The sequence below is a fragment of the Mucilaginibacter rubeus genome, assembly GCF_003286415.2.
Classification (GTDB): Bacteria; Bacteroidota; Bacteroidia; order Sphingobacteriales; family Sphingobacteriaceae; genus Mucilaginibacter; species Mucilaginibacter rubeus_A.
This window is the reverse complement of the sequence record NZ_CP043450.1, coordinates 5,387,870-5,400,947: the sequence shown is the minus strand read 5'-3', so window position 1 is coordinate 5,400,947 and position 13,078 is coordinate 5,387,870. Positions and strand designations below refer to the sequence as shown.

The window sequence follows — 13,078 nt, the reverse complement described above, 5'->3', positions numbered from 1 at the left end:
AGTAACACTGAGAGCTTGGAGGTACGAGCTGTGGAAGCGTTTGCTTGGTGTTGACCAAGAATATAAAGCTAGTTAAGAAAGCTTTTAGGAACGAGTATAGTTGCCGAAGAGGTTATAGGCTTTGCAAACTATAACACGGAGTTTTCCATAAAGAACATATGTTAGGATACATAAACCATTTACAACCTATCTGATTAAAAAATCCATTTAATAAAACAGCGTGTATCGAATGTGGAACACTTTGCTAACTTACTACAGGTAAAAACAATTATATTTTCCTTAAATCGGCTTTGTAAATCATTTTAGTTTTTTTCTGAGCCTTTGGATACGGTTTTGATATACATTTCCGAAGAAGCGCAACATATGTCTAAAAGAATACTGGTAATTGACGACAACGAGGATATCCTTGAAATATTGAACATCGTGTTCCAGGAATCCGGATACGACGTTATCTTGTCCAATACAGGCGAGGCAGCCGACAATATCGCGGTGATTCGCCCGGACCTTATTATGCTGGATGTGAATATTGTTGGATCCGAGAAAACGGGGCCGGAAATTTGCCGTGAGATCAAGTCTAATTACCTAACCGCTGATCTCCCTGTGATGCTGGTTTCAGCCGAAACCGATCTTGACCTGATAGCAGTTGGCTGTGGCGCTAATTCATTTGTAAGAAAGCCATTTGACATCTACGAATTATTGATGCATGTTAAACAATACCTATCTTAGCAGAAAGATTAAACAGCTATGATGGAAAAACAACCCGGCGGATCTTTACAAAAAATTAGTCTGCCAAAACAGGAACTGAAGTCGTTTTTTATAAGTCACCTCAATAAAATTTACGCTGCCAAAGCGCATTTGGTTTCAAACCTTCCGCAAATTGCCAATGAAGCGCATTTTAGGGATCTTCGACATGCCATAATAGAAACAATTGAAGATGTGGAAAAACAAATGGCTTGGATGGAAATGATATTCGCTTTACTGGACAGCAATATCAATCCCGGAAATTTCGGTGGATTGGCCGGCCTCGTAGATGACGCTTTTAAGGATATTAAACTTCACGAAAAGAAACATGAGCTTCGGGACATGTCCATACTGTTTTATCTGCACAATATTGAAAGCATGGAAATGGCATCATTTCAGATCCTCCAGATAGCGGCGGTTAAATTAAAGAACAACCAAATTAAACAGCTTATCCGGGAAAATTATGATGAGGCAAAGGCAGACAGGACATTAATGCTGCTGATTGCGGCTAAATACATTACTTCGGTTTAGCAATACTCCTTAACCATAGGATATGCGTAGCTAGGTCATTTCTGACACAAGGTAAGAGTTAGCCATCTCAAAATTTTCTCCCAATTATAATCTTTAATATTTCCAATTATAGAGTTCTACAAAAAAAGGTCCCAAAGAAGCCGTGTTTTATTTCACGTCACGTTTGCCCGAGCGTGCGTTTACCGGGCAAGTAGATTTGGAACCCAAATGACAGCCCCAGGCTGCTTTGATAGCCAGCGTTGCCAAAGCCCCCAACACCCTTGTACTTGACCATTGTCTCCAATTCAATATTGGGCGTAACAAAATAGACAACGCCCGGCCCGAAACTAAATAACAATCCATTGCTGTGGCTCCCGCCATCGCTGACATTAATCCCGCCAAGACCGACTGTTGCTTCTCCAAAAAAACGCCCGTGTTTAACTACTTCAATGTCGGCGCCCAGATATTAACGTCCAAGTCCGCCGATTCCATAGTTTACCGTAGTGGCCGAAGCTTTTGCAGTTTGTATCCCAAGGTTAACACACCCGCCAAGGGCGACATTATCTTTTACAAACCAGGCGGCCTTTGGCGTGAGGTCAAGACTGAATACCTTCGAGTCATCCAGTCCAAGAATGATATTGGACAAACTGCCTCCCACCATCACATTTCCTTACTGTACTTGGGCGCTAACGATTTTTACTTGCGCAACCGCAGCAAGTAACATCAATAAGAATATTTTTTCATTTTGCTTGTTTTTTTTAAAAATAAAGTGAGTCCAATCCTCCGGTTTTGCTGACGGCCGGTAGCCGTTTTATTACTCGCTAAGGGCTGTGTTTGGCCATAACTCGTTGCTTCAATCCATTAAGCATAAGCACCTTGCACAACCAGGTAGGCTTCAACAGCTTTCGCGCGGTTTTTTGAAAGATGTATATTCAAATCAGCGGATCCAGTGTTGTCTGCGTGGCCAGCAATTTTCAACCACTTTGCCGTCTTCTTCTGTAACAATTATTTTTTTTTGCTGGATTAGTGGCACAACCCATTTAATAGGGCAACCTGCGCCATCAGCCTTCGTGCTGGCGTTCAGCACGGTGCCGGTGCCTTTATCAAATTTATTAGCAACAAGTTCACGGTTCTCAGCGGCCATGTCCATAGTATATTGCTGCTGGCCGCCTGTCGTTTTGCATCTGCTACTGCAAGACGGTTAAAATACTGTTGCCGTTGCTACAAATGTTTTTAAAAAGCAATAGGATTCAGAGCTAAAAAGTACTTTATTAGCCGGAAAATAGATCTTTTGATTAACGCCTAAATATAAAAGCCCTTTCTTCTGATTTAAAAAAAATTTATCTTCTCAAGTAGCCGGCGCGCGACTCGAACCGTAAATTGGATTGTTGGAAAACTACAAAGTCAGGAGGGTGTTAAAAGTTTTCTGTTCCCGATAAACGCATATTTTGTCAATTCATGGTTCGAATTCCGCACAATAAGGGGTAAACCCAATAAAAGCCTTATAGAATAGTTCATCGGGTTTTAGGTTTTACCGGGACCTTAAACCAGAAAGTCGAACCCTGGTCGTTGTTGTCCTTTACACCAATACTGCCATCATGGCGACGGACAATTTCTGCAGAAATATAAAGACCGAGGCCAAGACCTGAAAAATGGGACGATGATTCCTGGACACGGTAAAAGCGGTCAAAAAGGAATTCCCTTTTATTGGGGGGAATGCCAATGCCGTAGTCTTTAACTTCCGCTACGAATTGTTCTTTTTCAACTCGGCAGTTGATCAGTACCTCTTTTGCTTCAGGGGAATATTTTATGGCATTTGTCAAAAAGTTATTGACCACCTGCTCCAAACGCGTACGATCAGCTGTTATCTCTAGCACACATTCGTCTTCAAAAATCAAACGGTGTGAATTATTCTGCAAGCCAACTTCATCTACACTTTCCTTCACCATCTGACAAGCATCAAAAGTGCTATAATTCAACTGTAATTTACCTTCCTGGATTTTGGTAACATCAAGTAGGTCATTGAGTAAAGCGGTCATTTTTTGAGTTTGCCTTTCTGCTTTATTGATGAATGAAACCATTTGATCTTTTGGGTCCAGTCTCCTGGCTATGCGTTGCAGGATCTGCAGAGAACCTTTCAAACTGGTTACCGGGGTTTTCAGTTCATGGCTGGCTATGCTCATAAACTCATCCTTTTTACGCATGAGTTCCTCTGTCGCGGACTGTGCCTTAATGAGTTCGATCTCAATTGCTTTTTGGCTTGTAATATCAATGATCGATCCCACCAGGCGGTAAGGCGTCCTGAATTCATCTTCCAGGATACTGCCCCGGTCGAGGATATAAGCATAATTACCATCTGATTTCAAAAAACGGTACTCAGCAGACCAGTTTTTAGCATGGTCATTTATTGCGTCGTAAACACTATCCTGAACGCGGTCGCGATCTTCCGGATGAACTTTGTCAAACCAAAAGCTGATCTTGTTAGTTTCATCATTACGGGTATAACCGAACATGGTCGTAAAATTTTCGCTTCGCCAAATCGTGTTGCTAACCAGGTCCCAGTCCCATATGGTGTCATTGGTAGCTTTTGCCACCAGATTAAAACGTTCCTCACTTTCCGAGAGTTTCTGCGTGCGTTCCGTTACCCGGTCTTCTAATTCCAGGTTAAGCGTCTTGAGCCCTTCGCGGGCGGTGATCAATTCCTGGTAGTTTTTACGGAGCTTTTGTTCGGCAATTTTCCGGTCGGTGACGTCATTCAGGCTCACAACAAAACCATCGTTCATCTTGGCAGTTACCACCTGGTACCACTTATCGTTATGGGCCTTCAATTCAGATTGCAGTGCTTTCCCTGTTTCGATCACTTTTGCTAATTGCTCGAAACTAATGGACTCCAAATCCTGAAAAGAATGTAATGAGGGCTTTGTTGAAAGGTCAGCGACAGTTTTTCCAACCAATGCCAAAGCCGTATTGTTATAAGCAATACATTGGTAATCGGTTACTTTGTGGTGGTTGCGCACTTCTTTGAAAGCCAGGATTGCTGCCGAGCTGGCGTTGAAAACACCTGAAATGATATTATTCAACTCCGTGATGACAGAGATATCTATAAAAGAAATGACTACACCGTCCCGCTGTTTATCCTTACGGACATATGGCATAATACGCATCAGGTTAGTCGTTCCGTTCTTAAGCTGCACTTCTTTTTCAACGACCTGTGCGTCAGATAAGACCGTGTGAATATCATTCACCAGATTATCGTATTGAATATTGCTCGAAATATGATTGATCGGACGGCCTATGTCTGCCTCGATCAGGTTCACCAATTTAACGGCAGCCGGGTTGAATTTCCGGATATGCAGGTTACTGTCAATAAAGATCTGGCCGATATCCGTGCTTTTAAAATAATTATCAAGATCATCGTTCAATTCGATAAGCTCCCGGATCTTGGCCTGATGCTCCGTATTCAACGTATGAAGTTCTTCGTTCAAAGACTGGAGTTCCTCATTGCCCGATTGTAGTTCCTCATTGGCAGATAATAGTTCTTCGTTACTTGACTGTAACTCTTCATTGGTAGTCTCCATTTCCTCTACCGCCATTTGCAGGTTGGCGCGGGTTTCATTCAGTTCGGCCTCCACTTCAAGCAAGTGCTCCTGATGCTGTTCAGTCCCGGCAGAACTCAGATCGATCCCGTCTTTATCAATAAACTCCCCTTTGATCTCGGTAAACATGATCAGGGTTAATCCTCGTTGTGATGATGCGCCGGGCGGTTTGATCACGATCTGAAGGAATGCTTCTTCTTCTTTGCGCTTCAATCGAACCCTGTTGAGATATGTTTTTTTATGTTCCTTCCAGGCCCTGCGGATTGCTGTATTCAGTACGATGGCTATTTCTTTACTAACCAGGTTCAGGATGTTAAGGTCAATCTTTTTCTCAGGCAGATGCAGATAGCGGCGATAATTACCGACTGTTTCTTTGACTGTAAAATGTTTGTCAATGAATACAGCTACAGGTCCCGATTCTTCCGCTATTAACTCAATAAATTCCTGTTCCGGTGATTTTTCCGGCTCGGGTACAGTGTCTTTCTCTTTTGCTTTGAGCTTAAGAGACGGGCTGACGGAAGTGTAAGTATGGTGCAGACCATAATTAATAGTACCGGTCTTTTGATAGATCTTCCAGCGGCCGGATATTTCAGTGATCCCTTCTTTTATCCCAGCGGCATTTTCACTGGAACCTAAAAATAAAAAGCCGTCTTTGATCAGCGAATAATGAAAAGTTGCAATTACCTTCTGCTGCAACAAAGTGTTCATGTAGATCAGCATGTTCCGGCAGGTTACCAGGTCGTTTTTGATGAATGGCGGCGACTTGATGACATTATGCCTGGCGAATACGATCTGTTTACGGATAGACGGAATTACAGAATAAGCTTCGCGGTCTTTAACAAAATATTTTTTCAGCAGTTCGGCGGGAATCTCTTTAGCTACGCTCAAGGGGTAACTGTTTTTTCCAGCGATCTCAATACTGGTTTCGTCCACATCGGTGGCAAATATTTTAATATCCAGTTGCTTGCCGGATTTTTTGACACAATCATTGATTAGTACTGCAATGGAATAGGCCTCTTCTCCGGTACTGCAAGCACAAACCCACACCTTCAGCAATTCACCATCCTGTTTATGAGCAATAATCTCCGGGATTATATCTTTAGCCAACACTTCGAAGGCCGCCTTGTCCCGGAAGAACTTCGTGACCCCGATCAAAAAATCCTTGGCCAGCAGTTTGACCTCTTGTTCGTGATTATGCAGGTAGGCTACGTAATCTTTTACGTTAGCAATATCGACGGCCAGCATACGACGGGCGATCCGGCGCAGGATTGTGGGCGTTTTATAAAGATTAAAATCCTGACCACTGCTAGTGCTGACCAGCTGGAACAGCTCGTCGAGCAGCTTATCATCGATATGTTTGCCAGGCAGGTCAGGACTGATCTGCTGGCTGATAAAATTGCGCAGTTCCTCGTTCATCTTTGCAGGCGGCAGGATAAAATCAGCATTGCCTGACGTGATAGCACTGTTGGGCATGCCGTCGAATTTCGCGGTAGCAGGTTCCTGGACGATGACCATGCCGCCTGCATCTTTGATCGCCTCGATACCTTTAGTGCCGTCCGTTCCGGTTCCGGATAAGATGACTGCTATGGCCTTGTCTTTTTTATCGCTCGCCAGGCTGAAGAAAAAGGTGTCGATCGCGGTATTGGGCGATTTATCTTTGACCTTATCCGCCAGCTTCAGCTTATGGCCTTTAATAGTCATCAGCTTTTTATTGGGAATGATATAAACGCAGTTACGCTGCAAGGTCATATCATTGGCTGCTTCGGCTACCTTCATCCGGGTATGTTTGGCAACCAGTTCAACCAACAGGCTTTTATAGTCCGGCGATAAATGCTGTATTACGATAAAGGTTAGTCCGGAATCTTCGGGCATATGGTCGAAAAATTCATGGATAGCTTCCAGCCCACCGGCCGATGCGCCAATAGCTACGATATATCGGTCCAGCGAAGTTGCTTCCGGAAAAGTGATATGTTTTGGAGCAGCCACGTTTATAGTCTTGATTTTTTAGTATTGAATTCGAAAATAAAGGCCCGTAGGTTTTCGGCAGCAGCGATTTCCTGTGGTGTCCACGCGGACGCGGTATTGCGCACAGTTTCCTGCCATAACCTGAACGAGGCCCGCGGGTGGTATTTCTTGCCGTCAGGATCGAAATTGATCGTTTTTGAGGGATCTCCGCCCCAGTTAATGGTACGTACCACTTCAGGGCGGAAAACTACAATGAACTCGCCGCGTTCCGGGTTGACAGGAATCGAAAGTATGCCGCTCGCAATTTTAGCATACGGTATGGCTTCATCGAAACTTCGGGCAGACTATCGGTGCTGAAAACCTTGCCATCCTGTTTATTTTGCAGCCACAGGAACAAATTTTCCAGTGTGTCCTGGTCAGGAACATCACCTTGTATGCGCATAGCTTGGCCTATTTGGGCGGCTGCCCCGCTGCTTTTCAACAGGTCTGTTAACCGAACGTCTCCGGCATCAAAAAGCCCATCCCAGAGGTCATCCTTAGCATAAGTTTGCGCGATCAGCTCTGTTTGGAGTTGTTGCAGCTGGCTGTCGGCATCATATTGCGCTTTATGAGTAATACTGGAAATACGGTTTGAAATGACCGAAGAAAGCATTTCACAGACAGCGCCTGTTTCGAAGCTCAGGTAATGCGGGCGGACATGGTGGCACGCGATCAAGCCCCAGAGTTTTCCATTATCGATCACACGAATAGACATTGATGCTTGTACATTCATGTTTTTAAGGTACTCCAGATGTACCGCTGCTACGCCACGAAGGTTACAATCAGACAGATCGATGAAAGTGTTGGTCACCGGGTTCATCACCGGATAAAGCCTCACCGGAGTAAAATCACGATCAGGGATTAGACGGTAAGGGTTTTTTAAATAAAGGTCACGCGCTTGCCTGGGGACATCGGAGCCTGGGAAAGTATGCCCGAGGTAATGTTCAAGTTCCGGCGCATCTTTCTCTTCTGCGATAACGGTGCCGTTCCAATCTTCGTCAAAACGGTACATCATAATGCCGTCAAACCCGGTAATTCGGCGCAGTTCATGTATAGCCGCCTGACTTGCGTATTCAATGGTTTCCGCGGCCTCAATAGCGGCCATCGCGTATTTAACTTCCTCGTAAACACTCGTAAAAGAGCGTTCAATTGGAAGGTCAGCTTTTTCGATCTCCAAAATGATATACTCCGGCTTAAAATGTGCCAGCGCCATCATTTTTCGCGACCCGAGTGTAATGGTAAGCGGGAATTTCTCTTTTGAATTTTGATCAAAACGCTCGCTGAGTGACTTAATACCGCTGATATCGGTATATTCTGAAAATAGTGTACCAGGAATCGACTTCAGGGGTCTATTAAAAAGTTGGGCGGCATTTTCGCTAAGTTGCAGAATACTACACTGATCTTTGCTCAGTACAAGCAAATAACCATAGTCCTGGACAACATTGATATGGTTGAGCGGCAGGCTGCCACAAAATTCGGAATCATAATTTTTTTTCTTAGCCATCAGCCAAATTCAAATTAAATAGGTAGTAAATGATATAGCTAAGAAGTATATCGACAAAAAAGTATCGGCAAACTGATTTCAGGGAATAGCAGATTAAGTGCGAAAATATCTATTTTCCTTTGAGGAAACAATCTCACGCTCACACCAGATAGGAGTATCAGGAAGCCCGGCGGAGGATCAGATCAACGGTGGTTTCCTGCGTTCGTTCCAATTTTTCCGATTGAATAAGAGCGACATAGCTTTCGGCAGTGGATTTGATCTTTCCGTTTACATTGCTCAAGCCTGTCTTAAACAAAAAAAGGGAACGTTGCAGTTCTTTGAAATTTCTGCATACCGTCTGCGATTTTCCGCGATTTCGGACAACAACCTTTGTATATGTGCCATATCCATTTATTCCTGCTTCAAAATTTACCATATTGTAAACCTGCTCCAATAAAAAAAGTTTTCAAATATTAAATTTCGGGAAAAATGTATGTCTCGCTATTCAAGAATTACAGGCATAGTTGTAGGAACGCGGAAGCTAATCGCAGCGGCTTGCGGCAGTTGATTAAAGTACAAACTTTCCGTATTACTTCATTAAATATTTGAGTAGTCTCAACTTAGTCAGGCCGTAGGGCGTTTTGATGTGGTGATAGCCAAGACTGGACTTTATCCATAAAGAAGTCGAGATCGAACGGTTTAGGGATATAATCATCTGCATGGCTTTTTTCAGCAATGCATTCGATGTCATTTTTTGCAGAAATCAGTACCACCGGGATTGTTTTAGTCTGACGGTTCTGCTTTAATGCCCTGCAAAGCAGGTGCCCATATCCATCGCTAAGCCAGTCGTCAAGCAGGATCAAGTCAGGCTTGACGTTGCCTAATTTATTAAATGAAAGTATATCGGTGACTGCATCAACCAAGTAGCCTTTTTCTTCCAGTATATAGCGTATTATTTGAAGGATATCGTCATCGTCGTCGACTACAACAATTCTCTTTTTCATGTGCTTTCAAATTAGGTTGTCCATTCGCTTTAGATTCAAAGACTGATTACAACTATAGAAGCGAAGTTAATAATTGTTTCTTTAAAATCAAACATATAAATTAAAATTCAATTTTAATTTGGGATTATTTTCGATATTATTCAAAAAGTAAATATTCATATTCCATTTTAAATGAATCTGTTGTCTATTTAAAACTTTGTAAAAATCTTTCTCATTTTAATTTTCAAAAACTTTCCGTCCGAATTTTTATTAATTAAAAGTAAAAAGAAGTATTCAACTGATTATTTAATTCAAAACTATGAAATCAAAAGTCAATACGGAAACAAGCAAAGGCCGTTTAGCTGGTGAACAAAAAAAGCCGGAAGCACCAAGAGTCTCAACGGTAACACCTGACAACGAAAACGGAGAGCCTGGACCTCCTGTAAAACGAGAAACAAAAACTACCACTCAGAAATAATTAATTAAGATCGAATATGAGAAAGAACATTTTTACCGGCTTATTCGTGCTTTCAGTAAGCCTCATCATGGCTTGCAATGGTGATCATTCTGCCAGATCAGGGGAAGACACCGCACAAGCCAAACACGATGCGCCGTCAAATTTAGATACTTCAAAAACGACCAGCGTTACCGGCGATGCATCGACAATCGATAACAGTCCTTCCGGTGGTACTAAAACAAAAAAAGCGGATACCTCTAAAATGGATAGCGTCAAGAGGTAATGTTTGCGAATAATAGTGTACGGCAAATGTCTCATGTCGGCAAACGCGGTGAGTTTTCTTTTTCTTGTAATAGGCACGCCGTTTCCTTTGGGAGGTAAATTTTCAATTTATAGGTAGCGGAATTGTAAGAAGTTTAACTGAATAATTAATTTATCAAATCTATGAAAGCTTTAAAATTGATTGCATTTTTTGCAATGAGTGCTTTTGCTTTGACAGCCTGTAATCCGAATGATCGTAACAAAAAACTGAACGGTTCTACAGACACTACTGCAACTTTCAAAGCAGGGAGCGGGGTACAGCCTGATACCAATACGATCAATGATCAGCGAAAGGCTGCCAGGAAAGATACGTTGAAAGGCGATACTAATGGTAACGGTAATGCAGATCCAAGCGGCAGCTCTTCCAAAAGCAATCATTAATAATCTTTAAAAAGGACCTTAAGGGAAGGATAGTCGAAAACTAAATTCACTAAATGATTATGAAAAAGCTAATTATTATATTATTAGCATCTGCAAATATTGTGATTAGCGGATGCAATTCGAACAAAGACAGTAAAGAAAAAGCTGATAGTACAAATACTCATCAAGACTCGATCCATAACAAACAAACAGGCACGGGCGACTGGGCGATAAGTGCTCCCGACGCCAAATTTGCGGTAGAAGCGGCAAACGGAGGGATGGCCGAAGTTGAATTGGGCAAACTTGCGCAGGAAAAAGGCACTTCTAAAGCAGTAAAGGATTTTGGAAAGATGATGATCGATGATCATTCAAAGGCCAATTTGGAATTAAAAGAACTGGCTAAAAGCAAACGTATCGTCTTACAGGACTCCGTTGGCAAAGAAGAAGCCGAACTAAAATCTAAGCTTGCCTCGATACCCGCTAATGAATTTGACAAAGCCTATATTAATGCAATGGTGGATGATCATAGAAAGGATATCGCTACCTTTGAAAACGCACGTCATAAGGTAAAATATCCGGAAATGAAGGTGCTTATAGATAAGGCCTTACCAATGCTGAAGATGCACCTGGCTACTATCGAGAAAATAAAAATGCAAACCCCCGACTAATATTATCGGTTCACAGTTGCAGAATTAGCCTGCAATCATGCAGGCTATAACAATTATTGTCGTAGGTTATAAATATATTTCGTTTTTGGTTTCAAAGTTTCATTACATTGGTCTTTTCAAGATGCCTGTTGCTCTAAATTTACTATGGTGAACAAGTTTGAACCAATCAACAAATCGTTTGTTTTCTCTGAACGTACGAGGACAGCTGATAAATGGTTTGAGCGATCTCTCAACTGTTTAGCAGGGCTGTTTTCTTATAATTGTTATACCTTCATAAGGTAAATAAGCTGTTGTCTTTACCCTGGCAAACGGTTATTACGGTAAATCCATGCTCAAGAGGAAAGCTTAAATGAAACATTCAGCCGATCCAGCTCTGACTTCCTGCCCAGACTTATCTGCCATGCCGCTAAATAATCTTATAGCGTAGGAAGTGCCGGTTCCAAAGCCCGAAAGGTGGCGGGTATGGTTGGAGTCCATCCGGTATTAATGTCAAATGTGCACTCAAGGTCATCTGACTTAAGACCCATGAACTGGTCTTTTATACGCACTGTTATCTTTTGCGGCGCTGCATAGTTTGCATTCCTATAAAAATTCACTTAAAAAATCGGGCCATAAAAAAGGGATACCTTCCGGCATCCCCTTGTTAATCACAATTTTGCGGATGATTATTCTACTTCTGCGGCGGCGGCTTGGTTCACGTAATTTTCGGCTACTTGGGTCAACAGGGAATCGGCATTTTTTTCTTCGGCTAAGGTCTCATCCAGCAGGCTTTGTGCTTCGCTAAAACCCAAAGTTCCGGCCAGCGTACGCAGTGTGCCGTAAGAGGCGATCTCATAATGTTCCACTTTTTGCGCGGCAGAAATAATAGCTACGTCACGTACTTCGGTACCTTTGTCGGTATCTTCCAGTAACTCAGTCGCTTCCTTTAGCAAGCCTTCCATCGCCAGGCATTTCTTTGCAGCGGCTTTTTCACCGATTGATTCAAATACGCTTTCTAAGCGGGTGATCTGACCTTTGGTTTCCTCCAGGTGCGTGCTGATGGTGTTTTTAAGGTCTTCTGAAGTGGCGCCCTTAATCATTTTCGGTAAGGCAGTCGCCAGGTGTTTTTCCGCCCAATAGATGTCCTTTAATTCGTCAACGAATAATTCTTTTAACGCACTCTCTGCTTCAGGGGTGCGGCTCACATTTTTGCTTGCTTTTGTTTTCATGGTATTCAGAATTTAATCTATCTATACAATTAATATTCCAAAAAGCATTATTTTCGGATTACGCTGATCTCCCCGTTGCGTTCCATGTAGACTTTCTTTATTTTTTCCATATCCTCGGTCAAAGCTGATTTCCGTACTCCTTGCATGAGGTCTTCTTGACAGACGAGGGCCCTTTTCATGTGTTCTTTTAAGAACACACCGTCTTCAAAAAGCAAAATCTTATCGCCTTCCACCACACGGCTGAATTTCTTACTTGCAGCGATCAGCCGGCCTACTGCACGGTGCAGTAGTACGATCACCAGGCAACACACGACGACCGGGAAAAGAGGAGAGGCCCCTACAACGGCCCGGCTCATTATGGCGCCTAAAGAAACGGCAATTATGTTATCCAGTGCCGTCCGCACCCCGAATGACCGGCGGCCCGAGATGCGAATCAGCACCAGCATGATCAGAAACATCAGGGCGCCTCGGCTGCTCATTTGCAGCACGCTCAACATTTCACCCTCTCCAAAAAGTTTAACTAATATTTCCATTCGCAATAAGTTTTGGGCCTGCTTGGCGCTCAGCCGGGCGGTCACCCGGATAAGCTTGCCGGCCTGTTGATCATAATTTTAAAGATGTATTCCGGCTGATTTAAATGGCCTTTGGCTTTCCCTGTCTGCAGCACTTTAAAATCTGGAAACAATTGCAAAGTATCCGTGACACCGACCATGCTTTCATCGCGCATCGTCCTACCGTCCCGCCCAG

General features: G+C 43.0%; 13 protein-coding genes and 1 pseudogene. 6 read left to right on the top strand and 8 right to left on the bottom strand.

Annotated elements, in window-relative coordinates; all coding sequences use genetic code 11:
• Positions 1–363 precede the first annotated feature (363 nt).
• Positions 364–726 carry a PleD family two-component system response regulator gene (locus DEO27_RS21515; RefSeq protein WP_112575305.1) on the top strand — a complete coding sequence of 121 codons (363 nt, stop codon included), beginning with the start codon at positions 364–366 and terminating at the stop codon, positions 724–726.
• 18 nt (positions 727–744) lie between these two features.
• On the top strand, positions 745–1,272 hold the full coding sequence (locus DEO27_RS21510) for a DUF892 family protein (RefSeq protein ID WP_112575307.1): 528 nt from the start codon (positions 745–747) through the stop codon (positions 1,270–1,272).
• Between the two features lie 445 nt (positions 1,273–1,717).
• On the opposite strand, the gene DEO27_RS31785 is transcribed toward DEO27_RS21510, so the two are convergent.
• The 6 genes and pseudogenes from DEO27_RS31785 to DEO27_RS21485 all read right to left on the bottom strand — a co-directional run bounded on the left by DEO27_RS31785 (position 1,718) and on the right by DEO27_RS21485 (position 9,338).
• Positions 1,718–1,912, bottom strand: coding sequence for a hypothetical protein (locus tag DEO27_RS31785; RefSeq protein ID WP_223818015.1), 195 nt, complete (start codon positions 1,910–1,912; stop codon positions 1,718–1,720).
• A gap of 200 nt (positions 1,913–2,112) precedes the next feature.
• Positions 2,113–2,187: a hypothetical protein gene (locus DEO27_RS32040; RefSeq protein ID WP_394332330.1), complete on the bottom strand. Its 75-nt coding sequence runs from the start codon at positions 2,185–2,187 to the stop codon at positions 2,113–2,115.
• Between the two features lies 1 nt (position 2,188).
• Positions 2,189–2,401, bottom strand: coding sequence for a hypothetical protein (locus DEO27_RS31775; RefSeq protein ID WP_223818271.1), 213 nt, complete (start codon positions 2,399–2,401; stop codon positions 2,189–2,191).
• 364 nt (positions 2,402–2,765) lie between these two features.
• Positions 2,766–6,833, bottom strand: a complete 4,068-nt coding sequence (locus DEO27_RS21495) for a chemotaxis protein CheB (protein WP_223818013.1) — start codon at positions 6,831–6,833, stop codon at positions 2,766–2,768.
• 2 nt (positions 6,834–6,835) lie between these two features.
• Positions 6,836–8,355 (bottom strand): annotated as a pseudogene (locus DEO27_RS21490) (GAF domain-containing protein).
• Positions 8,356–8,954: 599 nt separating this feature from the next.
• Positions 8,955–9,338 (bottom strand): PleD family two-component system response regulator, encoded by a 384-nt coding sequence (locus DEO27_RS21485; protein ID WP_091221208.1) that lies wholly within the window; start codon positions 9,336–9,338, stop codon positions 8,955–8,957.
• Positions 9,339–9,636: 298 nt separating this feature from the next.
• On the opposite strand from DEO27_RS21485, the gene DEO27_RS31550 reads away from it, so the two are divergent.
• From DEO27_RS31550 to DEO27_RS21470, 4 genes are all read left to right on the top strand, one after another.
• The gene (locus tag DEO27_RS31550) at positions 9,637–9,795 is read left to right on the top strand and encodes a hypothetical protein (protein WP_167668165.1); all 159 of its coding nucleotides are present in this window, start codon (positions 9,637–9,639) and stop codon (positions 9,793–9,795) included.
• Positions 9,796–9,811: 16 nt separating this feature from the next.
• Complete coding sequence (locus DEO27_RS21480; RefSeq protein WP_091221203.1) at positions 9,812–10,057, top strand: hypothetical protein; 246 nt, start codon at positions 9,812–9,814, stop codon at positions 10,055–10,057.
• 161 nt (positions 10,058–10,218) lie between these two features.
• The gene (locus DEO27_RS21475) at positions 10,219–10,476 is read left to right on the top strand and encodes a hypothetical protein (RefSeq protein WP_091221198.1); all 258 of its coding nucleotides are present in this window, start codon (positions 10,219–10,221) and stop codon (positions 10,474–10,476) included.
• A gap of 59 nt (positions 10,477–10,535) precedes the next feature.
• Positions 10,536–11,123 (top strand): DUF4142 domain-containing protein, encoded by a 588-nt coding sequence (locus DEO27_RS21470; RefSeq protein WP_167668164.1) that lies wholly within the window; start codon positions 10,536–10,538, stop codon positions 11,121–11,123.
• A 665-nt stretch (positions 11,124–11,788) separates the two neighbouring features.
• Here DEO27_RS21470 and DEO27_RS21465 read toward each other — a convergent pair.
• Both DEO27_RS21465 and DEO27_RS21460 read right to left on the bottom strand, forming a co-directional pair.
• A complete protein-coding gene (locus DEO27_RS21465) occupies positions 11,789–12,331 on the bottom strand; it encodes a ferritin-like domain-containing protein (RefSeq protein ID WP_091221186.1) in 543 nt (180 codons plus the stop codon).
• 47 nt (positions 12,332–12,378) lie between these two features.
• The gene (locus DEO27_RS21460) at positions 12,379–12,864 is read right to left on the bottom strand and encodes a DUF421 domain-containing protein (protein ID WP_112575309.1); all 486 of its coding nucleotides are present in this window, start codon (positions 12,862–12,864) and stop codon (positions 12,379–12,381) included.
• Positions 12,865–13,078 lie beyond the last annotated feature (214 nt).

What these genes read in the sequence shown, in the direction of transcription:
- DEO27_RS21515 (WP_112575305.1), top strand. Translation starts at nt 364, where the DNA reads ATGTCTAAAAGAATACTGGTAATTGACGACAACGAGGATATCCTTGAA.
- DEO27_RS21510 (WP_112575307.1), top strand. Translation starts at nt 745, where the DNA reads ATGATGGAAAAACAACCCGGCGGATCTTTACAAAAAATTAGTCTGCCA.
- DEO27_RS31785 (WP_223818015.1), bottom strand. Translation starts at nt 1,912, where the DNA reads ATGGTGGGAGGCAGTTTGTCCAATATCATTCTTGGACTGGATGACTCG.
- DEO27_RS31775 (WP_223818271.1), bottom strand. Translation starts at nt 2,401, where the DNA reads ATGGACATGGCCGCTGAGAACCGTGAACTTGTTGCTAATAAATTTGAT.
- DEO27_RS21485 (WP_091221208.1), bottom strand. Translation starts at nt 9,338, where the DNA reads ATGAAAAAGAGAATTGTTGTAGTCGACGACGATGACGATATCCTTCAA.
- DEO27_RS31550 (WP_167668165.1), top strand. Translation starts at nt 9,637, where the DNA reads ATGAAATCAAAAGTCAATACGGAAACAAGCAAAGGCCGTTTAGCTGGT.
- DEO27_RS21480 (WP_091221203.1), top strand. Translation starts at nt 9,812, where the DNA reads ATGAGAAAGAACATTTTTACCGGCTTATTCGTGCTTTCAGTAAGCCTC.
- DEO27_RS21475 (WP_091221198.1), top strand. Translation starts at nt 10,219, where the DNA reads ATGAAAGCTTTAAAATTGATTGCATTTTTTGCAATGAGTGCTTTTGCT.
- DEO27_RS21470 (WP_167668164.1), top strand. Translation starts at nt 10,536, where the DNA reads ATGAAAAAGCTAATTATTATATTATTAGCATCTGCAAATATTGTGATT.
- DEO27_RS21465 (WP_091221186.1), bottom strand. Translation starts at nt 12,331, where the DNA reads ATGAAAACAAAAGCAAGCAAAAATGTGAGCCGCACCCCTGAAGCAGAG.
- DEO27_RS21460 (WP_112575309.1), bottom strand. Translation starts at nt 12,864, where the DNA reads ATGGAAATATTAGTTAAACTTTTTGGAGAGGGTGAAATGTTGAGCGTG.